At 57.9% G+C, this 20,266-nt stretch carries 21 protein-coding genes and 2 pseudogenes; 14 read left to right on the plus strand and 9 right to left on the minus strand.

Annotation, left to right across the window (positions count from 1 at the left end; all coding sequences use genetic code 11):
* Positions 1-152 precede the first annotated feature (152 nt).
* Positions 153-461 (plus strand): hypothetical protein, encoded by a 309-nt coding sequence (locus AC0Z2B_RS16270; protein ID WP_475503340.1) that lies wholly within the window; start codon positions 153-155, stop codon positions 459-461.
* A 66-nt stretch (positions 462-527) separates the two neighbouring features.
* Here the strand turns inward: AC0Z2B_RS16270 and AC0Z2B_RS16275 are convergent, their stop codons facing one another.
* Both AC0Z2B_RS16275 and AC0Z2B_RS16280 read right to left on the minus strand, forming a co-directional pair.
* On the minus strand, positions 528-1,025 hold the full coding sequence (locus AC0Z2B_RS16275; protein WP_476298006.1) for a CinA family protein: 498 nt from the start codon (positions 1,023-1,025) through the stop codon (positions 528-530).
* A gap of 61 nt (positions 1,026-1,086) precedes the next feature.
* Positions 1,087-1,779 (minus strand): glycosyltransferase family 2 protein, encoded by a 693-nt coding sequence (locus AC0Z2B_RS16280; RefSeq protein ID WP_476298008.1) that lies wholly within the window; start codon positions 1,777-1,779, stop codon positions 1,087-1,089.
* 192 nt (positions 1,780-1,971) lie between these two features.
* Between AC0Z2B_RS16280 and AC0Z2B_RS16285 the strand changes: the two genes are divergently transcribed.
* The 3 genes from AC0Z2B_RS16285 (at position 1,972) to AC0Z2B_RS16295 (ending at position 4,411) form a co-directional block, all read left to right on the plus strand.
* The gene (locus AC0Z2B_RS16285) at positions 1,972-3,195 is read left to right on the plus strand and encodes a zinc-dependent alcohol dehydrogenase (protein WP_476298010.1); all 1,224 of its coding nucleotides are present in this window, start codon (positions 1,972-1,974) and stop codon (positions 3,193-3,195) included.
* A 253-nt stretch (positions 3,196-3,448) separates the two neighbouring features.
* Positions 3,449-3,955 carry a hypothetical protein gene (locus AC0Z2B_RS16290; protein ID WP_476298011.1) on the plus strand — a complete coding sequence of 169 codons (507 nt, stop codon included), beginning with the start codon at positions 3,449-3,451 and terminating at the stop codon, positions 3,953-3,955.
* Positions 3,956-3,967: 12 nt separating this feature from the next.
* Complete coding sequence (locus AC0Z2B_RS16295; RefSeq protein ID WP_475503345.1) at positions 3,968-4,411, plus strand: DUF421 domain-containing protein; 444 nt, start codon at positions 3,968-3,970, stop codon at positions 4,409-4,411.
* A 69-nt stretch (positions 4,412-4,480) separates the two neighbouring features.
* Here AC0Z2B_RS16295 and AC0Z2B_RS16300 read toward each other — a convergent pair.
* Positions 4,481-5,643, minus strand: a pseudogene (locus AC0Z2B_RS16300) (Y-family DNA polymerase); the annotation flags it as partial.
* A 229-nt stretch (positions 5,644-5,872) separates the two neighbouring features.
* Between AC0Z2B_RS16300 and AC0Z2B_RS16305 the strand changes: the two are divergent.
* The 6 genes from AC0Z2B_RS16305 (at position 5,873) to AC0Z2B_RS16330 (ending at position 13,112) form a co-directional block, all read left to right on the plus strand.
* On the plus strand, positions 5,873-6,817 hold the full coding sequence (locus AC0Z2B_RS16305; RefSeq protein WP_476298013.1) for a chromate resistance protein ChrB domain-containing protein: 945 nt from the start codon (positions 5,873-5,875) through the stop codon (positions 6,815-6,817).
* The gene (gene chrA / locus AC0Z2B_RS16310; protein ID WP_476298015.1) at positions 6,810-8,168 is read left to right on the plus strand and encodes a chromate efflux transporter; all 1,359 of its coding nucleotides are present in this window, start codon (positions 6,810-6,812) and stop codon (positions 8,166-8,168) included. The genes AC0Z2B_RS16305 and chrA overlap by 8 nt, the downstream gene beginning before the upstream one ends.
* A gap of 719 nt (positions 8,169-8,887) precedes the next feature.
* Complete coding sequence (locus AC0Z2B_RS16315; protein WP_476298016.1) at positions 8,888-9,883, plus strand: TIGR03756 family integrating conjugative element protein; 996 nt, start codon at positions 8,888-8,890, stop codon at positions 9,881-9,883.
* Positions 9,884-9,915: 32 nt separating this feature from the next.
* Entirely contained in the window at positions 9,916-11,262 is a 1,347-nt protein-coding gene (locus AC0Z2B_RS16320; protein ID WP_476298077.1) for an integrating conjugative element protein, read from the plus strand.
* Positions 11,259-11,564 (plus strand): hypothetical protein, encoded by a 306-nt coding sequence (locus AC0Z2B_RS16325; RefSeq protein WP_476298018.1) that lies wholly within the window; start codon positions 11,259-11,261, stop codon positions 11,562-11,564. Before AC0Z2B_RS16320 ends, AC0Z2B_RS16325 begins: the two co-directional genes overlap by 4 nt.
* 9 nt (positions 11,565-11,573) lie before the next feature.
* On the plus strand, positions 11,574-13,112 hold the full coding sequence (locus AC0Z2B_RS16330; RefSeq protein WP_476298020.1) for a conjugal transfer protein TraG N-terminal domain-containing protein: 1,539 nt from the start codon (positions 11,574-11,576) through the stop codon (positions 13,110-13,112).
* 14 nt (positions 13,113-13,126) lie between these two features.
* Here the strand turns inward: AC0Z2B_RS16330 and AC0Z2B_RS16335 are convergent, their stop codons facing one another.
* Positions 13,127-13,480: a hypothetical protein gene (locus AC0Z2B_RS16335; RefSeq protein ID WP_476298022.1), complete on the minus strand. Its 354-nt coding sequence runs from the start codon at positions 13,478-13,480 to the stop codon at positions 13,127-13,129.
* A 418-nt stretch (positions 13,481-13,898) separates the two neighbouring features.
* Between AC0Z2B_RS16335 and AC0Z2B_RS16340 the strand changes: the two genes are divergently transcribed.
* From AC0Z2B_RS16340 to AC0Z2B_RS16350, 3 genes are all read left to right on the plus strand, one after another.
* Entirely contained in the window at positions 13,899-14,261 is a 363-nt protein-coding gene (locus tag AC0Z2B_RS16340; RefSeq protein WP_476298024.1) for a DUF3085 domain-containing protein, read from the plus strand.
* A 281-nt stretch (positions 14,262-14,542) separates the two neighbouring features.
* Complete coding sequence (locus tag AC0Z2B_RS16345) at positions 14,543-14,845, plus strand: hypothetical protein (protein WP_476298026.1); 303 nt, start codon at positions 14,543-14,545, stop codon at positions 14,843-14,845.
* A gap of 250 nt (positions 14,846-15,095) precedes the next feature.
* On the plus strand, positions 15,096-15,296 hold the full coding sequence (locus AC0Z2B_RS16350; protein ID WP_476298028.1) for a hypothetical protein: 201 nt from the start codon (positions 15,096-15,098) through the stop codon (positions 15,294-15,296).
* Positions 15,297-15,738: 442 nt separating this feature from the next.
* Here the strand turns inward: AC0Z2B_RS16350 and AC0Z2B_RS16355 are convergent, their stop codons facing one another.
* Together AC0Z2B_RS16355 and AC0Z2B_RS16360 are read right to left on the minus strand one after the other, a co-directional pair.
* On the minus strand, positions 15,739-17,496 hold the full coding sequence (locus tag AC0Z2B_RS16355) for an EAL domain-containing protein (protein WP_476298030.1): 1,758 nt from the start codon (positions 17,494-17,496) through the stop codon (positions 15,739-15,741).
* Between the two features lie 334 nt (positions 17,497-17,830).
* Positions 17,831-18,028, minus strand: coding sequence for a hypothetical protein (locus tag AC0Z2B_RS16360; protein ID WP_475503356.1), 198 nt, complete (start codon positions 18,026-18,028; stop codon positions 17,831-17,833).
* 135 nt (positions 18,029-18,163) lie between these two features.
* Here AC0Z2B_RS16360 and AC0Z2B_RS16365 point away from each other — a divergent pair, with 135 nt between their 5' ends.
* Complete coding sequence (locus tag AC0Z2B_RS16365) at positions 18,164-18,376, plus strand: hypothetical protein (RefSeq protein ID WP_476298032.1); 213 nt, start codon at positions 18,164-18,166, stop codon at positions 18,374-18,376.
* Positions 18,377-18,766: 390 nt separating this feature from the next.
* Here the strand turns inward: AC0Z2B_RS16365 and AC0Z2B_RS16370 are convergent.
* The 3 genes and pseudogenes from AC0Z2B_RS16370 to AC0Z2B_RS16380 form a co-directional block, all read right to left on the minus strand.
* Positions 18,767-18,958, minus strand: a pseudogene (locus AC0Z2B_RS16370) (hypothetical protein); the annotation flags it as partial.
* Positions 18,955-19,164 (minus strand): hypothetical protein, encoded by a 210-nt coding sequence (locus AC0Z2B_RS16375; RefSeq protein WP_475503358.1) that lies wholly within the window; start codon positions 19,162-19,164, stop codon positions 18,955-18,957. The gene AC0Z2B_RS16375 and the pseudogene AC0Z2B_RS16370, both read right to left, overlap by 4 nt.
* Positions 19,165-19,309: 145 nt before the next feature.
* On the minus strand, positions 19,310-19,966 hold the full coding sequence (locus tag AC0Z2B_RS16380; RefSeq protein WP_476298034.1) for a DUF2786 domain-containing protein: 657 nt from the start codon (positions 19,964-19,966) through the stop codon (positions 19,310-19,312).
* Positions 19,967-20,266: the final 300 nt, after the last annotated feature.

Genomic DNA, 20,266 nt, shown 5'->3' on the forward strand with positions numbered 1-20,266 from the left:
CTGCTCGATTTTGCATGTCACGGTTCCCCTTATCTCAATAGGAAGGTTGCGTCAGGTCGAGACAGATGATCGGTCAACCAAGCTGCGTGACTTCTCACCTCCTGCCAGGGCGGGCTATGCGTTGCGACCCGTAACCTACTGTAGGAGTTGTTATGAAGCATCCATCAAACTCTGCCTGGTCAGACTGCTCCAGACAAAGCGTGCACGCCGAGGAGCTCGATAACGGCACCGCATTTCGAGTCGAAGTCCGGTTAACCTCAGTCGGCTCCACGCAAATGCAAATTACCATCCGTTACGGCGATAACACGCCGTTAGAGGAATACTACATCGACATGCCCAGTAGTTCCCCAACAGAGGCGCTTAATCTAGGCGTTGATCGGGCACGGGCGTTGGCAACGGGAATCGGTCTTGCCGGGCAGCCCACGCTTGAAGGCATGCAGACCGCCAGCAGGCGGTTATGACGAACCAAGGATTAAAACCCTACCACCCTCGAGGACCAAGCCACTTCAGCGCTGGAGGGAAGACGCCTAACAGGTTTCTCCCGCCAGCATTCTTCGGTGGAAACCGGCCAGGTGCTGGAGCCCGAAAGATGCCGCTTGTAACTGCATGTGTTCTCTGTCCCCGAAGAACCTGTATCGGCGGGTAAATACGCCGAGCTTGCCACTGAGCGAGAAGCCCCAGGCAAAGCACACCGTTCCCGCTGGAATGCCCTCGACGTCCTGGTCTCCACAGAGGCCCGTCGTGGCGATAACTGCATTAGTCGGGCTATTGCGTAGCGCGCCTAGCGCCATTTCTCGCGCCACCTCGTTGCTCGTCAGGTTGAACCACCTGATGGTGTCTGCGCTCACGCCCAACAGGCGTTGTTTAGCTTCGGGGGAGTACACCACATAGCCTGATTCAACTACCTCGCCACATCCTGGAACCTGGGCAAGCAACGAAATGATCCGCCCCGCCGTACAGGACTCGGCCGTCGTCAGGTACAGGGAATGCCGTTTGAGGTAGGCGACAACTTGCTCCGCGTTCATGATCCCATCTCTGATTGACTCCGCATTTGCCGACCATAGTGCTCTGAGGTTCTCGCGTTGCCTAACAGGGAGGATTGGTGGCACCGGGGCTGTTGGAGGGTGCACCGGGCGCCAAGGACCTCAGGTACGCGCCAAAGCCTTCCTCGCAACGACTTTCTGGGCGGGCGCTGGTAGTCACGCAGTTAACTGTCGTCCAGCTGATGGAAGCGCCCGCAGCAGTCAGATCCGCGATCAAATGAACATCTTCATGAACCCGGAGCGGTTTGAACCCCCCGACTTTTCTGTACGCCACCACGCTTACCCCCAGATTTGCACCATGAATGTGGCGGTGCCCCTCTTTCATCGAGTAAAGCGACTCATACCGTTCCTTGGTAGTTGGTGGATGAGCCGACCAGTCCGCCACACGAACGGTTCCACATACGGCATCACACCCAAAGCGCAGTTGATCCATCAGCCAGGTTTCGGGTACCTCGGTATCAGCGTCAGTAAAGGCGAGCCATCGCGCTCCCTGATGGATCAGATGATCGGCCCCCGCATTACGCGCCATACCCACGTTCTTGTACCTTTCGATCAGTAGCTGTACCGGGTAGCAGCGAGCAACCGCTTCGGTACTGTCGGAGCACGCATCACAGACCACGACAATTTGGACCTTTTCGCCATTCAAGCCTGGGTATCGAGCGGCTGCTACCAGCGAGGCGAGGCAGCCAGCGATGGCATCTCGCTCGTTATGAGCTGGGACAATAATTCCGATCATAGACGGTTACCGGTCAAGACGGTGGGCTGCGAATGCAGACGATTTAAGCTTGACCTCTACTTCTGCCTCTTCGTTGCATAAAGTTGCTTGAGGCCACGCAGAAAATCCCGGGGAGAGTGCCGTCGGTAGACTGGCTGGAACTAAAGCGACTCGCGCCGTCTCGGTTGTTAAATACTACGGAAGGATTCCACCATGCGAGCACTCACCTATCACGGCGCCCACGACGTCCGGGTCGACACAGTTCCAGACCCGGTGCTGATCGACTCCGAAGACGTCATCCTCCGGGTCACCGCCACTGCCATCTGCGGTTCGGATCTGCACCTATATCGCGGCAAAATCCCCCAGACCGAGCACGGCGATATTTTTGGTCACGAGTTCATGGGCATCGTTGAGGACGTGGGCAGTTCAGTGACTGCGGTGCAACGCGGGGCTAGGGTGGTCATTCCTTTTGTAATCGCCTGCGGGGGATGCTTCTTTTGCCAGAACGCTATATTTGCGGCCTGCGAGACGACTAATACAGGTCGTGGCGCCATCTTGAACAAGAAGAGCATTCCCCCCGGCGCAGCCTTATTTGGCTTCAGCCACCTGTACGGCGGCATCCCTGGCGGCCAAGCTGAATACGTCCGGGTACCCAAGGGCAACACCGGGCCATTCAAGGTGCCTGGAACCTTGGCGGACGAGAAGGTGTTATTCCTCTCCGACATCCTTCCTACCGCGTACCAGGCAGTGAAAAACACAGAGATTAGTGCGGGCGCCAGTATCGCCATCTATGGCGCCGGCCCGGTCGGTTTGTTGTGCGCGGCCGTGGCCAAGATGCTAGGCGCCGAGCGCATCTTCATGGCGGATCACCATCCCTACCGCTTGGCCTACGCCCAACGCGCCTATGGCGTCATCGCCATCAACTTTGACGAAGACGACGATCCTGCTGACACCATGATCCGCCAAACGCCGGGTTTTCGAGGTGTGGACGGTGTCGTTGACGCCGTGGGATTTGAAGCCAAGGGCAGTACCACCGAAACCGTGCTGGCCACACTGAAGCTTGAGGGCAGCAGCGGCAAGGCGTTGCGTCAATGCATTGCGGCTGTCCGTCGTGGCGGTGTCGTCAGCGTTCCAGGAGTGTACGCCGGGTTCATTCACGGCTTCCTGTTTGGCGATGCCTTCGACAAAGGCCTGACTTTCCGCATGGGCCAGACCCACGTGCAGCGCTACTTACCCGAACTGCTGGGACACATCGAAACCGGTGCGTTGTCGCCTGACACCATCATTACCCATCGCCTCTCCCTGGAACAGGCTGCCGAAGGCTACAAGATCTTTGACAAAAAGCAGGAGGAGTGTCGCAAGGTGATCCTGACCCCGAGCAGAGCGACGTCTATACCCGTTGCGATCGATGACGGCCCGGACGTTGTCCCTGTGTAATCACTGAATTAAGGCGAGGGTTTTATGGACTTCTCAATTTTTTGGATAGTGGCCGCCGTGGTGGTCGTGTTCCTAGACGCGTTGGCGCTGGCGAGCGTCTGGCGCACCACTAAAAGTGGCTCTACAAAGGTAGGATGGACCGTTCTGATAGTAATAGCGCCCTTAATAGGCGTCGGTATATGGGGGATTGCCGGCCCTAGGGGTGTGGCTGTCCCGCCCACTTCAAAAAACCACAGCAAAGGCTGAGCAACCCATGAACCCGCATGAGTTCGACAGCAGAGCCTATCCAGTCGCAGAAGACATGCGAATGCAGCGACGCGTGTGGCGTTTCGAACGGGTAGGTTGGACAGGGCTGATATTGTTGATATTGCTGACCCTCGCAGGCTTGTTTTCTAAGGGACCATTGAGCTCAGTCGAACCGCAAACCAGTGACGGCACTCTGCGGGTGAAATACCAGCGTTTCAGCCGCAATGGGGCCCAGGATGATCTGGTCGTCACTTCGTTGGGCTCCCCCCATGAAATGCGTTACCTGATTTTGGGAGGTGAATTGCTTCAGGGCGTCTCCATTGAAGGTTTGACACCACAACCTGCACCGCTGCGCAGCGACGGGAAAGACTTGGTGGTTCCCATGCAAGCCGACCGGATGGGGGTGGCCACCTTGTACCTCACTGTACGAAGCAACGGAGTGGGGCTGTATCGCGGTCACGTCGGTATCATCGGCGGCGAGCGCCTTCCCGTACCCAAGTTCATCTATCCCTGAGGGAGACACGCCATGGACGCCGTACTTCGTGCCGCCGCCATGTATTTCGTGCTGATGATTCTGTTTCGAATCGCAGGACGTCGATCGCTCAACGAACTAACCACCTTCGACTTCATCTTGCTCCTCATTATCGGTGAGGCGACCCAACAAGCGTTGCTGGGGGATGATTTCTCAGTGACCAACTCGGTTTTGATCATTGCAACCTTGATCGCCATCGACGTGGGATTCTCACAGGTCAAGCAGCGATCCCCACGACTCGCAAAGATAATCGATGGTGGCCCAACCATCGTTGTGGAGAACGGTCAACCGTTGACCCAGCGCATGAAAGAAGCTCGCATCACGGAAGCGGACATCATGGAAGCGGCCCGTTCAAGCCAAGGCTTGATCGAGATGACAGACATCAGGTACGCGATCATTGAAAGGAATGGTTCAATTTCCGTCATTCCCGTTAAATGATCGAGCAGACTCCTCTATTGGTATCTATCCGCACAGCGCAAAAAATCCAACGTGCATTGAGCCCCTCCACTACCGTGAATTCACCGTCCACAATTGATCGAGGCGCGTAGTAAAGCTTTGGCTCATCATCTCCGGACGCATGCCCCAATCAGGATTGGTTGGCACGCTGGCCAGGCGCATGGTGCCCCTGCCCCACCGACCGTTGATGGCATCCATCAGCCCCATGACCTTCTCCGTGGTCGCCGGCTGCGAAATCGAGAACAGATCCTCGGTGTACTCACCTTTCTGGCAGAGGTTCAGCAAGAGGACTTCGGCCTTGCTGTACTTGAAACCAGGTCGGTAGATACGGTCCACCGCCTCAACGGCAAGCTTGGTCATCAGCCGGGTATCGTGCGTGGGAAAGGGTAATTCGACGATGACACCGTTAGCGTACTTGGCCTCATCGGGGTTGAAGAACCCGGTACGAATGCTCGCCCGGATCTTCTTGCACAGCGACTGCTGCACCCGCAACTTTTCGGTGGCGCGCGCCATGTAGGTCGCCACCGCCTCCTTGATGGGCACCACATCCGTCAGGCGCTGGCCAAACATCCGGCTACAACAGATCTCCTGTTTGGGGGGATCCAGCTCGTCCAGTTCCAGGCAGGGTGTGCCGGCCAGCTCGCGCGCGGTCTTCTCGATCACACTGAAGCGCTTACGCAGCATCCAGGGATCTGCCTTGGAGAGCTCCCAGGCACTCTTGATACCCATCCCCTCCAAGTGGGCAGTCATCTTGCGGCCGACGCCCCAGACATCCGACGCAGGGCATTTTTTCAGCACCCAGTCGCGTTTTACCTGATCGCGCAGATCCACCACTCCACCACTTTGCGCCTGCCACTTTTCGCCGCGTGATTGGCCAGTTTGCTCAACGTCTTGGTACCGGCGATCCCGACGCCAACGGGTATGCCGGTGCTCCGGTAAACCTGTGCGCGAATCTGGCGCCCTAGCTGCTCCAGATCGCCGGGTACGCCAGACAAATCGGCGAACGCCTCGTCGATGCTGTAGATCTCGACCTGCGGCACCAGCGACTCAATGACCGTCATGACCCGCTCGCTCATGTCGCCGTACAGCGCGTAGTTCGAGGAGAAGGCGACAATGCCATGCTGCTTGAGCTTTTGCTTGATCTGAAAGTACGGCTCGCCCATTTTCACGAACGGCTTGGCGTCGGCGCTTCGGGCAATGACGCAGCCATCTGAATATCTGAATGATACTAACTGTTAGAAGATATTAACGCATTGATTTATATAGATTTCTTTTTACTAATATGTTTCTCGCTAAATTAGCCATTTCGAGCTGAAACCAGGAATGGCTTCCCGGCCTTAGCCCGGTAGAAATTCGTAAAACTCATGATTTTAAAACCAGCTTTACAGCTGAAGAGAACAGGATCAGAGTAGCGAAACCTACAAAATAAATAGCAGCATCTACATGAAAGCTTGGCTTGCTCTGATTCTTGGCCTTCCCACGGCCAATGCCACTGAACGAATGCGTGCGTGGCGTGCCTTGAAAGCATCAGGTGCGGCGGTTTTGCGCGATGGTGCCTATCTGTTGCCGGACACCGACGCCTGTCGTGAAACGCTCGCCGCTGTCGAGCGTGACATCCTGGCGATCAATGGAACTGCTTACATCCTGCCCGTGGTCGATCCTAATGGTGAGCGCTTTATCGAGCTGTTCGACCGTAGCGAGGACTACAGAAAACTGCGCACCGAGATCGAAGAATGCCGGGGTCAACTCACGACTGAGAATGCACTTACCACCACCAAGCAGATTCGCAAGCTCCGTAAAGCCTACGATCAGCTGATCGGCATCGATTACTTTCCAGGCAGGCCGAAACAGCAGCTTGATTCGGCTTTGCAGGAGCTAGAGACGGCGGTCAGCAGAGCCCTGTCTCCAGATGAGCCACATAGCCGCAATCAACCAATCACGCCACTTAATCTTGATGATTATCAGAGTCGTGTTTGGGCAACACGCAAGCGTCCCTGGGTCGACCGGCTGGCCTGTGCATGGCTGATTCGCCGCTTCATTGACCCGCAGGCTCAGATCCTCTGGCTGAACGCGCCACAAGATTGTCCGGTGGACGCACTGGGCTTTGACTTCGATGAGGCAACCTTCAGCCATGTGGGCAATCGCGTGAGTTTCGAAACTTTACAAGCCAGCTTTGAACTTCAGGAGCCCGGCCTCAACCGTATCGCGGCCTTGGTGCATTACCTCGATGTTGGAGGCATTCAGCCAGTGGAGGCTGCCGGTGTCGAGCGCGTGCTGGCCGGTCTACGCGAAACCATTACCCACGACGACCATCTGCTGGCTGCCGCGAGCGCGATCTTCGACGGCCTGCTCGCCGGGTTTGTCAAAGAGGAACAATCCAATGAATAAGGTTTTCGCACCCATGGTTGAAGAAGAATTGTCGAGACCTGATCCGATCAGTTTGCGTGAGGCGTTCTGGTTCTGGTTGAAGCTCGGATTCATCAGCTTCGGCGGGCCTGCGGGACAGATCTCGATCATGCACCAGGAATTGGTAGAGCGGCGGCGCTGGATATCCGAGCGCAGATTCCTGCATGCCCTCAACTACTGCATGTTGCTCCCTGGGCCAGAGGCTCAGCAGTTGGCAACCTATATCGGCTGGCTGATGCATCGAACTTGGGGTGGAGTGATTGCTGGCGTACTGTTTGTGCTGCCTTCGTTGCTCATCCTGATCGCTTTGTCGTGGATGTACATCGCCGTCGGCGAAGTGCCTGTGGTGGCTGGGCTCTTCTATGGCATCAAGCCTGCCGTGACCGCCATCGTCGTGCAGGCGGCCCATCGAATCGGCTCTCGGGCATTGAAGAACAATTGGCTGTGGGCGATAGCAGCAGCTTCATTCACCGCCATCTTCGCATTCAATGTTCCGTTCCCGTTAATCGTTCTGGGTGCCGCATTGATCGGCTATGTCGGCGGACGCCTAGCACCCGAGAAGTTCAGAGCCGGGGGCCATAGCGCCGCCAAAAAGTCCTTCGGCCCGGCCTTGATCGATGACGACACTCCATCCCCTGAACATGCCCGCTTCAGCTGGCCGAAGCTGGTGTTGCTGGCCTTCGTCGGCGCAATTTTGTGGGCCTTGCCCATGGGCGTCCTGACCGCACTTTTTGGCTGGGACGGCACCTTGACCCAGATGGGCTGGTTCTTCACCAAAGCCGCATTACTGACCTTCGGTGGGGCTTATGCGGTGCTCCCTTATGTCTACCAGGGCGCAGTCGGTCACTACGGCTGGCTGACCCCGACACAGATGATAGACGGGCTGGCCCTGGGGGAAACCACGCCAGGGCCGCTGATCATGGTGGTGGCCTTCGTCGGCTTTGTCGGGGCCTATGTCTTGCAGGTGTTCGGTGCCGATCAGGTGTTTATGGCTGGAGCCGTCGCAGCTTCCCTGGTGACATGGTTCACCTTCCTACCTTCGTTCCTGTTCATCCTCGCCGGAGGCCCGCTGGTGGAGTCGACCCACAACGAACTCAAGTTCACTGCACCGCTAACTGCTATTACCGCCGCCGTGGTTGGAGTGATCCTCAATCTGGCGTGTTTCTTCGGCTATCACGTGCTTTGGCCGAAGGGCTTCAGCGGTAATCTGGACTGGCCCTCTGCACTGATCGCCATTGCGGCGGCAGTTGCCTTGTTTCGATTCAAACGGGGCGTAATCCAAGTGGTGATGGCCTGCGCACTCATTGGCTTGGCAGTGCATCTGTTGCGCTAGAAAGCCCGAGCTGATCATCAGTCTTTGGCGAGCACCGCGCCCGCCTGATCACCCAGCCTAGAGAGCTAGGTAGGAGGTGTTCCATGAGGTGGATTACCCGTGAACGACCCGAGATCGACCGTATCGCCTTCACAAGGTGACGCGGAGTGTACAGGATTTACTAACGATCCCCCCCTCAGATCGTTGTGGAGGAGCTAGCGTTATGGGCTGAAAACAACGGAGGCAGTGAGGCCGCGGTTAATGCGCGGAGCGCCCTGAACGGCCTGGACGAGTCATCGGCTCTGATTGGGGCCTGCCTGGAAGCGCTTGGCAAAGAAGCCATCAACTAGCCCTGAAAATCGGGCGTTTCCGCGTGTACTCCCGTCACCCAGACGCTGACCGCGTTGTTGTAGCAACCTGCGGCCTTCGTAGCGGGCGACACACCGTGGGTTGAGCCAAACGACTGCACCCTGCCCGCCAACTACGCAGCGGTGCCTGCCAAAACTCGCCCTGCTGCTTCCCAGCAACCTCGCTTACAGGTCGCCGATGACGACCAGGAGTATACTTGTACCCTTTCTAGAAATTCCCAGCTCTTCGACTCGCCCACTACCATTGCCTTCAGCCCACCCGCAAATACGATCACCCGCACCTCAATTTGCAAGGCGCTTACGGGGTTGCAATCCACGATGCTGAAGGTCGGCGCAATGGATGCAAAACGGTTGAGCTGCTGAGCGCTACCCATGAACTTGAGTATCTTCAAATGCATCCCCAGGCCTTCAAGGTCAATAGCCTTCTGCCAGCGACTTGGTTGCAGACTACGTCAGCAGGTACTTGCCCTCGCCTTCATCGTTTCCACACCGTGCTTCGCGTTGACGACGCCGGCCATCGTTGCCTCGGTCAGCTCACTGCAATGCCTGGAGTACCGGGTCGTCGGCATCTGCTATTGGCTGTTGTGCAGCCCCTTCGGTTGCACGGTCCGCACCTCGCCCAAAATCCGCCACTTCATTCCCGAACTGGTGGTATCGAGCTACACCGACACCGGGGCCAACCCTTGGCTCGAAATGTCGCCCCTGTCGATGCCTGTTCCGGGTTCGGTAGGAGGGGGCAACCTCATTACCCCTTCCCCACGACGCGACAACCTACCCCGCTTCAAGAATGTCGACGCCATCGGTCATCCCGGAGGGCTAGCGCTGACTGCCCTGGCCCAGCGCTTCGGCTACAGCTGCCCGACCGCCGCAACCCCGCTTACTCCCTATTACCTCAGCACCCTTGACCCGCTCGGCTGGCGCCACGGCGTACCCGAATCGGTCTACCCCCAGGCGCTGGTGCCCGGCGTACGTGAAATCGGCAGCCAAACGGTCGGCGAGATATGGGGCAACGTCTATCCCCGCCAAGGCTTCCTGGTCCAGCCAGATGACTTCAAGGCCGCCGCCGTCATGGCCCAACGCGCCAGCGACTTCATCACCCGGGTGGGCCAACCTCATGTCTACCTGCCACTGGAGCCGACGCCCTATGACGGTTACTGGCCGCCGCTGCCGGTGATGGAAAACGACGTCAGCAACCATCGCTGGCAGCTGCTCTACCCGCAACTGCAAAGCACGTGTGCGGTGTTTCCAAGCCCAGCGATTCAAAGCGACGACGGTGCCTACGCCTGGTCGCTATGGCGGCCCTACCGCTGTTGCCAGCGCATGGGCCAGACCTTCCTGTTCAGCATCGACTTCGACGGAGGCCACTAATGAGTGCGCGCAAATGGCACTGTCCAATTGCCATGCTGTTCGGCCTGATGGGTGCACTGTTCTGCGCATCCAGCGCTGCGGCGGATGGTGACTACAACCTTGGAGATCAAGGTCAGGTACTGGATGACCGGGTGATGTACACCATCGGTGGTGGCTCGGCCGCAGGAGCCCCCTCCTCGTTGTACCGCCCCAGTGGCCTGGGCGTGGGGCTGTCATGGCGCGCCAACATGATGTGCGGAAACATGAACCTCGCCAACACACTGCAGAACCAGTTGAACGGCGCCACCCAGGGCTTCCAGCAGATCATGGGTAACGTCATCCAGAATGCCACGCAGGCGGTGATGTCACTGCCGGCGATGATCATCCAGCGTGCTAATCCCGGCCTCTACGAATTGCTCAGCAACGGGGTGTTGCAGGGGCGGCTCGATTTCGACCGCTCCAAGCTCACCTGCCAGGCCATGGCCGCCAAGATGGCCGACAAGGTCGATCAAGCCGGCTGGGGCGACATGGCAAAGAACCAGGAGATGCAGGCCAACCTTGAGCAGTCTGGCGGCGACGCGGTAACCGCGGTGAAAAACACCGAGACCAACAACGGCAACAATGGCGTCAGCTGGGTCGGTGGGCAGAAAGCCGGTGGACGAGCCCAAGCGCCCATCCGGGTGACTGCCGACGTCGTCAAAGCTGGGTATAACCTGCTGCACAACCGCTCGTTGGGCGACAGCTCCGCTGTGGGCGCTGCCTGCCAGAACGGCGCCATTTGCCAAGCCTGGCCCAGCCCGGCTGAAGCCTCCGACTGGGCTACCCGGGTGCTGGGCGAGACCGAGGTGGAGACCTGTGACGACTGTGAGACCCTGCGTGCGACGGCAGGTACTGGTCTTTCGCCTCTGATCCAGGAAGCCTACACCGAGCAGTTGACCGGCCTGCAGCGGCTGGTAGCGGGCACAGATCAACCTACGCCCGAGAATCTGAACAAGGTATCCAGCCCGCTGCTGCCGGTATCGCGCGGCGTGATCGAGGGCTTGCGCGATGACCCAGACCAGGACTTGCTCGCCCGGCGTCTCGCCAGCGAAACCGCGCTGTCGAGCGTCATCTACAAGGCCATGTTGCTGCAGCGCACCCTACTGGCAGGCAGTCATGAGCCCAACGTGGCATCGGCGCAGCCCGCAACCAACGCGCTGAACAACAACGTCGAAACCCTGGACCGGGAAATTCGCCTGCTGCAGACCGAACTGCAGGTGCGGCAATCCCTGGCCACCAACACCGCCAGCCTGGTGCTGGACCGCCATGCCGGCGGTGCAGATGCCTCACGCATCATCGACCAGCGCGACCCGGAACCTGGCAGGCTCCAGCGCGCCGATCGAGGCAGGAGCACGCCATGACGATGGCCACCCTCAAGGCAGGTCTGATAGGCGTGCTGCTCGGTAGTGGCACATGCGTGGCCCTGCTGTTGATCGCCTGGTTGGCCATTCACTCCCTGAATATGTGGCCTGAATGGCCAACGATCCCGCGCGCCCTAAGCGGCTACCTCGCGGGCTGCCGCGTTTTGCTCTACAGCCTGATCAGCGCCGGCTGGTGGCGTGCATTCCGAATGCAGCGCTCTACAGAAGGCCGGCGCCGCTTGCGGTGCCTGGCGCTGATCGGTTTCAGTGCCATTGCGTTGGTTGAACTGACACGTATGTGAGGTGGAACCATGACCCTGAGCACCAACAGCTACCTGGAGTTCTATCTGTCATTGCTGGCCTGGATCATCAACAACGGCATCTGGAACACCCTGGCCGACACGGGGCTATTTGCAGCTCCCTTCGGGGCCATCATCCTGCAGGAGTGGCTGTCAGCAAGGCAACAAGGCGCTGATGAGGGCAACAAAGGACTCCTTTCGATCCCTCGCGTCGAAAACCGTTTATGGATGGCCTACGTGGTGATCCTGTTCGCCTGCATCCCGTTTTTCCCGCTGAACCTGTCGTCGATTACCTTCGATGACGCGGCCAGCCAGCGCTGCGGCGTCTCACTGGCCAAGCCGGCTGATACGTCCTGGGGCACAACGTTTAACACGATCGGCGATAAGTCGGCGAACGTACCGGTGTGGTGGTTTCTCGTGCATGCGTTGAGCAAGGGCATCACCGCGGCGGCCACGGCCGCCATCCCCTGCGCGCCCGATATCCGTGAAATGCGCATGGAGATCGACAGCTCCCGCATCAGCAACCAGGTGTTGCTGCAGGAGGTCGCGGATTTCACGCGGGATTGCTACGGCTACTCGCGGTCGCGGCTGTTTACCAATCGGCCAGAGCTCGACAAGGCGCAAAGCTACGACGCCTCCTGGATTGGCTCGAGCTACTTCCTCAATACGCCGGGCTACTATGATATCGACCGCTCACGGACACCGAGGGTCGCCTGGCCCTACGATGAGGCTCGCGACACGTCGTTGCCTCAGCTGGCCAACGGCGCCGGCTATCCCAATTGCAAGCAATGGTGGAGCGATGCCGATGTTGGCCTGCGCGCGCGCCTGCTGGCCGAGGTCGATCCCTCGCTGATCTCGCGCCTGGAGGGCTGGTTGACGGGCCGTAACAACACTGAGGTAGAAGATGCCACGCTACGCGAACTAGTCAGCCCGCGGCAGCAGTCCATCAGCATGTCCCCCGGCCAGGTGTTCCAGGACTATGGCAGCAGCGCCCGAGGCGGTTCGATCACGCAGGGCTTGAACAACCTGGCCACGAATACTGGACTGGCGCTTGGCTCATTCAGCAATTTCCCGGCGATGAATGCGCTGCGGGCAGCACTGCCGATGGTGCAGGCGTTCCTGATCCTGGGTGCAATCATCAGCCTGCCGCTGGTGTTGCTGATCAGCACCTACCAATTGAAGGCGTTGATGACAGTCACGTTCGCGCTATTCACTCTACACATGCTGACGTTTTGGTGGGAACTGGCTCGGTGGGTGGACTCGAGCATGTTGGACACTTTGTACAACCAGGTGTCTGGGACCGACCAGACGCTATTGTCGCTTCCCACATCCGGATTCATGGACGGGACCGTGACAGCAGAGGTTATCGAATATGTGATGGGCGCGATGTTCGTTGTGCTGCCAATGATGTTCCTAGGGGCTATGAGTTGGGCTGGCTACGCGGTGGGTTCAGGCATCCAAAGCATGATATCCAGAGGGTCATTGGCAGCAGAAACAGCAGCGTCTAAAGGAGCATCCCAAATTTACGGTGCAATACCGAAGAAGAAATGATCATGGCATCAAGCCTACCTAAGATCACCAAACTCATCATAAAGCTCGGGATAGCAGTATTGATGCATTGGGTGATTTAGCTCATTAATACCGGGTTGCGGATCTGGGGTCGGCGCTAGGGGCATCCGCCCAAAGGTGAGCAAGCCCATATATAATATCGAGATGAAAAACGTGACTGCAATCAACAAGACGAATAATGTCGCCTTTCCGATCATCACGATCCCACAACGGATCGGTAGGGGCAGCAGGGAGAGCTGCGGAGCCTGAATAATCCGCTCCTGCGTTTTTATCAGAGCGCGCCAAATATGTCCTGCTGATACTCCTATCGCATAAGAAAGATTGGGTGCAGTTTTTAATTGGCGCTTCATAGCAACCACCATACATTCACCGAGTGAAATTTTTGGATCCTCTTTATGTTACTCCTCCCATCTGCACGCAGATAACCATCCATCAGGTCATTGCCAAGCAGGACTCTTCACCGGCACAACTTGGAACAACGTCCATTCTTGCCTCTTGAAACGCATTCGGAAGGTGGGATATTTGTGAATTGCAACCGCTGGTTCTACAGCACCCAGGTAGCCGGAACCTTGAAGGCTACGTCGCTTCGACGATGGTTCTCCCAAGTGTGATTCGCGTTCGGCAGCTCACACGATCACCGCCCCCGCGGCGATGAACGCTCTCCCGACAGGCCCTGCTGACCTCGGCCTTCATACCAACCGCTCCACTGCTGGGAATTCCTCCCAGCTGGGCGGTATTCCTCAGCGCTATTGCTCGAGGAAATCCATCATGCTTCGATTCACGGGAACTGAACTGCAAGCAGTGCTGGCTGAGGCCGGCATCAACGGCTGCCGAGTCATCCTGGTCAAGGATCAAGGCGTTTACCTAATGTCCGAAATTGGCGAGTCCAAACCAGAAGGTGGGCGCAAGCGGATCGCATACGCGACCGGCTGCAATCCTGACATTGACGACTTTGGGTCGTGGTGGCACCGCGCTCGGGATGAGTTTGGTGGTGACGACTTTGTCGAATACTTCAACGTCGACGATCCCGTCCTGGCCGCGCTTCGCGGCACTTCGGGTTCGTTGCTGCTTGAGGCCACTCCTACACACCTGTACCTGGCAGCGGAAGTTACCGTTCCTGGCAAGCTGTGAGCCAATCAACCACTGCCTGTGCCGACAGCACCTCATTACGGGGGGCGTCGGCAACAACGACCGAGGCAACATCAACCGTTCATCTGGTTTATGCGCTGCATTGTCTTCCCTGGAATTCGCTGGACCCCGCATGCCATTTGGCTGCACGAGCCCGGATTGACCCTTCGCCCAACTGGGTTTAAACCACAGTCACCAGCAGTGTTTCTCGATTCAAACCTGCGGCGAGCAGCCACCTGTTTATCTGCCAGGTGCCGTGCTCAACCGTGAATTGGGAGGTAGCGATGCTTAACTCCACTCCCTTGTCCACTGCGATCGTACTGAGTCCCGGCGTATGGCAATACGTCATGGAAGCCGACGGTGGAAGTCCACTATCTGGGCTTTCGAGTCAGCGGCTTTCACGCCTGTTGAGCACCACTCTGTCGTTGGCCAGTACCGGCTTGCACGGCGGTGCAGTCGACCTTGAGCTCGATGCCGACCTCCCAGTGGGCTCGCTGAAGCAGTTGCAAGTCAACGAGATGAATCCTGCTGGAGAACCTGCGTTTCTGTTGATTCACCTACCCAGCGAGGCAACAGTCGGCCCCTGAAAGCAGTCGGCCAACGCGACCTTGCAATCCTAATGGGTTGCCTGGGTTTGCTGGTGAGCAGTGTACGGGGCCAAAACACTCGTACGCGCGCGAACATAACCACCGAAATGCGCCCGTGGGTATCAAGTTCGGTATCAGCGGGCATAGCTTGATACCATGCCGAATACGCATAACTTCCTCCCCGGCGTCCTGCCGAACGAAATCCCATTCCCTGTATAGGCTACCCTCCACCTTCAATCGGAGGATTCCCTTGATCGACGAAAATCAACTGGCCGACTTGCTGCGCCGACAGCACCACAATCAACTAGCCGTGGGCGCCGCGATAGAAGAAATCGCGCTATGGTTGGAGACGAACGGCGGCTCAATAACCGCGAAGAATGCCCGAGATGCGCTGAAGACGCTCGACGATACCGAAGACCAGGTCTCTCAGGCTTTTGCTGGGATGCCATGATCTATGGGCAGATGACGTAACTGCTCAGGAATTGGCACGATTATCACCTATGAACGACGCCTACCAGGGCGCATGATGCCAACATGCCACCCACTAGGCGGACGTCATGCCAGATCGGCCAATGAAGCTCAGAAGATGGAACGAATCCTGGAGGCTTGTGGGAGACTGCGTGCAATGCTCCCGATGCGGCAGGTCGCAAGATAAACGCAACCGCGGGAAGCCCTTCGTCCATGCAAAAGACTGCCCGGCAGGGACTGCTGCCGATCAGGTGCCTTGGCGAGATCTTCACGACATCATCCACTCAATATTTGGCGTGGAATAATGCTCTATTACAGCCGTTTTTTTCGGCTTCGTCACGACGCCTCCCGGTCCACCGACCTAGGAGTACGTCACCCCGTGGTGACCTCCAACGTCTTCCAACTCTTCAGCTATAAAAAACTTACTAACTCGCGTCACTGGCTTTGCCATGAACCGACGAGGGAGTGGAAGCATCTTTTGGGCAAAACGCTTGGGCGGAATCGCCGCAGTGACGCAGGAAATGCTCAACGTCTAAGGGTCGGCTCATGAAAAAACCCTGAGCCTCGTCACACCCGTATTCACGAACCAAATGCAGGCACCGAAAACTCTCGATACCTTCAGCGACGGTACGGTAGTCCAATTGCCGGGCCAACTGAAAAACCGATTGGGCGATAATTCTATTTCTAGGTGAATGTTCGATGTTAGTGATCAGCGATCTGTCAACCTTCAATACGTTCGCTGGGATTTCCTGCAAATAAGCAAAGTTGCTGTAGCCCGTGCCGAAGTCGTCAATCGCTACGTCCACACCTAGGTTACGAACCGCATGCAACTGGCTAATCACCTGCGGTTCACCGAGTAACCATTCACCTTCGGTTATCTCAACCTCAAGCCGGGTAGGCGCGATGCCGTGACGAAGGCATGCGCCGTGGAGAGTTCGGGCGATGTCCATACCGTGGAAATCGAGCGGTGACAAGTTAACCGCGAGCCGCACCCCTTGATCTATGCATCTCGCCAGGTCGCGAAGGGCGTGTTGTATCACCCATCGGGTAACGTCACTGATTCTGCCGCCGCGCTCGATCAATGGAATGAACTCAGCTGGTGAGAGCTTGCCTAGGACAGGGTGGCGCCAGCCAATCAGCGCCTCCGCACCAAGCATACGACCACTCTCCAAGCTAAACCGTGGCTGGTACTCCAGGTAAACATCACCATTGGCCAAAGCAGTGCTGAAATCATTGATAAGCCCCAGAGCACGCCGATGAGCAAAGTCTTGAATTTCGTCATAAAGCGCCCATCCGCTAAGTCGGGCCGCTGCTCCGCCTGCTGCGTGCGCAGCCTTATGCAACAATGACTCTACAGTCAGGGTACCATCCTCACAGACTGCCAGGCCAATGCGTGGTCTATGCTCGGATAGGCAGTCGTAGATCATTGTCACCAGCCCCCGAAACAGCTCTTGATGGTGAACCGTGTCATAAGTCAACTGCACACAAAAATCGCGGTCACTGACTTGGTACAGCGCTCCCACGCTCTGTAGGCAAAGGCGCAAACTCCGAGCAGTCTCTTCAGACACCGGTCCAGAATGCTCCCCGAACTGAATCACCACCACTAACCGCACCTGCCCACTTGGCAACGAGATTCCCTTGGTGTCGATCAAAAGCTGTTGAAGATTCGGCAGACCGGTTAGCGGGTTTCGATATCTTAGTAAGTGCTGTTGATTAATTTGTACCATGACCATTTCGGCGAAATCCTGCAGCGCAGTAACCTCCTTCGCTGTCAGTTCTCGCGATTTCTTGTCGATTAAGCATAGACTCCCAAGGGCGCGACCGTAGCTGTCACGTAGGGGGGACCCGGCATAGAAGCGGACGCCCTCGGACGCCAGCACATAATCATTGGAGCTAAAGCGTGGATCTAGCCGCGCGTCCGGCACCTGCATTACCTCGAACCCGGCGATGGTATACCGGCAGAACGACTGATGGATTGGCGTTTCGCCAAGTTCAAAGCCCACCCGCGCTAGGAACCATTGGCGCTCCTGCTCGACGAAAGAAATCAGCACAGTCGGCACCTGAAAGTAGCTGGCAGCAAGCCGACAGATTCGGTCGAAGTTTTCTGTGGCGGCCGTTTCAAGCCACTGCAGCGCGTGAACGGCGGCAAGGCGATCCTGTTCTAGGCGAGACGGCTCGGGCATAGTTTGGCTCTCGCAAAGTAAACGTGGCTAAGAAAATATAGCTAAGCAGTATCCCGGAACAACCTGCCATTCGGCAGAATCGGTGGAGTGGGTGCTCATCGGTTGCATCTGAACTGAGGCCAGATGGCAATATTTCACCCTTGAGCTACGATCACAAGGGGCGCCACCATGGACGACAGGCACTCCCCGCCAGGCGCGTCCTTCGCTTGGCGGTTTTTTGACGCATGTCGTGGTTGCGACCTTTAAGGAATAGACGCAGCGGTCTGGCTCACCGCGGAGAATGGGCTGCCCTGATCCTACCCCTCAACCTGAGAGCGCGAGTCTGCGCACTCCTTCAATCCCCGACATCGTTTTTGAACGTATCCCGTCCTTCATACGACATCCTCGCCGCTGCAATAGCCGCCTCCTCATCCGACTCAAAATAGGTGACCGAACCATCAAGGCTGGTCACAGCAAATACTACTTCGTGTCCTGCGAGTCGATACCTCTCCGGCATATCGTCACCGCACAGGGTCTTTACCTTGACTGACATAGCGCCTCCAAAAAAAAACTGACAATCCCGATCGGGTAATACTCTAGCCTTTGGTCAGGCAGAAAGCGGCAATACCCGTGGAACTCGCTTTGGAGGGCGAGGTCCGACTTTCAAATCCGTAATGAGGTCGTCACGATGAGCAGCACCAAGGAAAACCGCGCTCAGTTAATGGCTAACCACCCCGAGCTAAAGGACGCGCTGGAACAACTTTCTGCATCAGAATTTCAGGCGCTAATGGCCGCGTTTAATCGCTTAGCAGGCGGTATTGAGGCTGCGAGGGATCAGTTGCGGCATACGCAGAACTCGTTAATTCAGACAAAAAAGCCCGATGCAGAAACTGTGCATTAATCAGAAAAGGCTTACAGCTGGGAACTACACTGGGATGGCGCTCAAGGGCGGTGGTGGATTAACATATGAAAATGCGTACCAAGCACCCTTGGCACGCCCTTCCTGTACCTCACGACAGAGTGTGCATGCTGTGAAGAAAGCAGAACTACTGATCCAGTGGAACAACCGCTGGCGCTTATCCAACAACACCGTTGAATGCAGGAGATGCAAAGCGAGGCAGAGCGAAGACAATAGGCAATCTCCCTTCGTACACGTCGCTGGTTGTATCACGCCTGAGAATACCTCCCCCTGGATCGATTTAGACTCCGCTACCAGATAAATTGCCCTTACCCCATCGCTGCGAGAGTACGGGTTTAACCTGCCATTCTAGAGCTCCGCGTCGATGGCGCCCAAGGCCCGGACCTTCGTTTCCACCGGGTCGCTCTTCTTCAGGCGCACCGTGGCGAAGGCCGGCACCTCTACGGCCGCCACCGTGCACGGCACCGGCACGGCCACCTCCACCCTGACTGTCCACACCTCCGGCTCTTGGCGCGCGCAGCCCGCCAGCAACGTCCCCAATCCCAAGGCTAGCAATCGCCTCATAACCCCAGCTCCTTGTCGATTACCGTGGTGGCAGCCGCACAGCTGTCGCCCCCGATGTGCTCACGCTGAATCCGGTTCGCCTCGCTGTAATCGCCTTGGGCCTGTTCCTGGGCGGTGGCCACGGCCTTAGCGGCTTCGGCTGCTCGGTCGTTGGCCTGCTGCACCAGGTCGCCCAACTGCTGGCCCTGCTCCTGGGTGAGCTGCACTAGGTTGTCCCGCGCAGCCACGGAGGTGGTGGTCTGGCCGTTGGCCGCGTCCAGCAGGGGACGGTAGTACCCGGCGGCCAGCCACACCCGGCCCCGGCGCCCAGCGCCAGCAGTAACAGCGCGGCCAGGCCGACGCCCAGCACCTTCAACTGCGCGGGCGCCATGCCAGCGCCCTGCGCACGCCGTCTTCAATCACCGCCTGGGCGTACGGGATGCCCCCGCTTTCGTGATTGATGATGCCCATCACCAGCCCCAGCAGGGTCTTGAAGTCGCCCAGCACCAGCGGCACGCCGGGCAGCACCACCATCCGCTTGGCCACGGCCGCGATATAGGCAGCGGTGTTGTTCTCATTGCCCCGACAGACGAGCACCAACTTGCCGATCGCGCGGATGCGGTTCTCGGCGCAGTCAAACAAGGCGAAGCGCGGGTTCGGCACGCCGGCGGTCTTGGGCTCCAGGCCCAGCTGGCCCACCCAGGCGTTGCGCGGGTTGTAGTCGATGTTGCCGGGGTTGTTGTTGCGGACGCCGCGGGGAGTGGCTGGCATGTACTTTTTCTGAGCAACAACGCGGCCGGCGTACAGCCGCTGATCGGCGCTGCACCGGGCGAGGAGTGCTACTTCTCGGCGGACGTGTTTGTCGAGAGCACCCGGCAGGTGGGTTTGTGGATTGCGCATCAACGCTTGGGCCGGGCGCATGGCCGTAGCCGCTTCGTGTTCGCTCCCGCTTTGCGACAGCGCCAGGCAACGCTTGATCTTGCGGATCACCCGCTCGAGTTTGCTTTCATCGGGTTGGTGTTCGGTCATGGGGTGCTCCAGGCAGCCGCCCGCCTACCGATGGCTGGCTGAGGTGGCGGTTAATGATTGATTGCGGATGTGTTTTTTCAGCGCAGCCTGCGGAACTACCCCCTAAAAGAGCGTTCAATGAGAACTTCAGAGGAATTCAAGGAAGAGCTAAGGAAGGCGACTGCCGAGGTCCGATCGACCATCATGGAGTCTTCCAAATTTGTGCTGCGGGGGAAATCCCAGACGCCTGCGGATATCTGCAAATAGGCGTCAGGCCGAGGCCTTGCAGGTTTGGCCTGGATTGCTTGCTAGCGTCGCCGT

The organism is Pseudomonas sp. GYB4201, from assembly GCF_056312595.1.

Excerpts from the sequence above, each read along its gene's own strand:
- AC0Z2B_RS16335 (WP_476298022.1), bottom strand. The coding sequence starts at position 13,480 with ATGAAGCGCCAATTAAAAACTGCACCCAATCTTTCTTATGCGATAGGA.
- AC0Z2B_RS16365 (WP_476298032.1), top strand. The coding sequence starts at position 18,164 with ATGAGCAGCACCAAGGAAAACCGCGCTCAGTTAATGGCTAACCACCCC.
- AC0Z2B_RS16345 (WP_476298026.1), top strand. The coding sequence starts at position 14,543 with ATGCTTAACTCCACTCCCTTGTCCACTGCGATCGTACTGAGTCCCGGC.
- AC0Z2B_RS16360 (WP_475503356.1), bottom strand. The coding sequence starts at position 18,028 with ATGTCAGTCAAGGTAAAGACCCTGTGCGGTGACGATATGCCGGAGAGG.
- AC0Z2B_RS16340 (WP_476298024.1), top strand. The coding sequence starts at position 13,899 with ATGCTTCGATTCACGGGAACTGAACTGCAAGCAGTGCTGGCTGAGGCC.
- AC0Z2B_RS16275 (WP_476298006.1), bottom strand. The coding sequence starts at position 1,025 with ATGAACGCGGAGCAAGTTGTCGCCTACCTCAAACGGCATTCCCTGTAC.
- chrA (WP_476298015.1), top strand. The coding sequence starts at position 6,810 with ATGAATAAGGTTTTCGCACCCATGGTTGAAGAAGAATTGTCGAGACCT.
- AC0Z2B_RS16270 (WP_475503340.1), top strand. The coding sequence starts at position 153 with ATGAAGCATCCATCAAACTCTGCCTGGTCAGACTGCTCCAGACAAAGC.
- AC0Z2B_RS16320 (WP_476298077.1), top strand. The coding sequence starts at position 9,916 with ATGCTGTTCGGCCTGATGGGTGCACTGTTCTGCGCATCCAGCGCTGCG.
- AC0Z2B_RS16325 (WP_476298018.1), top strand. The coding sequence starts at position 11,259 with ATGACGATGGCCACCCTCAAGGCAGGTCTGATAGGCGTGCTGCTCGGT.
- AC0Z2B_RS16315 (WP_476298016.1), top strand. The coding sequence starts at position 8,888 with ATGAACTTGAGTATCTTCAAATGCATCCCCAGGCCTTCAAGGTCAATA.
- AC0Z2B_RS16355 (WP_476298030.1), bottom strand. The coding sequence starts at position 17,496 with ATGCCCGAGCCGTCTCGCCTAGAACAGGATCGCCTTGCCGCCGTTCAC.
- AC0Z2B_RS16285 (WP_476298010.1), top strand. The coding sequence starts at position 1,972 with ATGCGAGCACTCACCTATCACGGCGCCCACGACGTCCGGGTCGACACA.
- AC0Z2B_RS16380 (WP_476298034.1), bottom strand. The coding sequence starts at position 19,966 with ATGACCGAACACCAACCCGATGAAAGCAAACTCGAGCGGGTGATCCGC.
- AC0Z2B_RS16280 (WP_476298008.1), bottom strand. The coding sequence starts at position 1,779 with ATGATCGGAATTATTGTCCCAGCTCATAACGAGCGAGATGCCATCGCT.
- AC0Z2B_RS16295 (WP_475503345.1), top strand. The coding sequence starts at position 3,968 with ATGGACGCCGTACTTCGTGCCGCCGCCATGTATTTCGTGCTGATGATT.
- AC0Z2B_RS16330 (WP_476298020.1), top strand. The coding sequence starts at position 11,574 with ATGACCCTGAGCACCAACAGCTACCTGGAGTTCTATCTGTCATTGCTG.
- AC0Z2B_RS16290 (WP_476298011.1), top strand. The coding sequence starts at position 3,449 with ATGAACCCGCATGAGTTCGACAGCAGAGCCTATCCAGTCGCAGAAGAC.
- AC0Z2B_RS16305 (WP_476298013.1), top strand. The coding sequence starts at position 5,873 with ATGAAAGCTTGGCTTGCTCTGATTCTTGGCCTTCCCACGGCCAATGCC.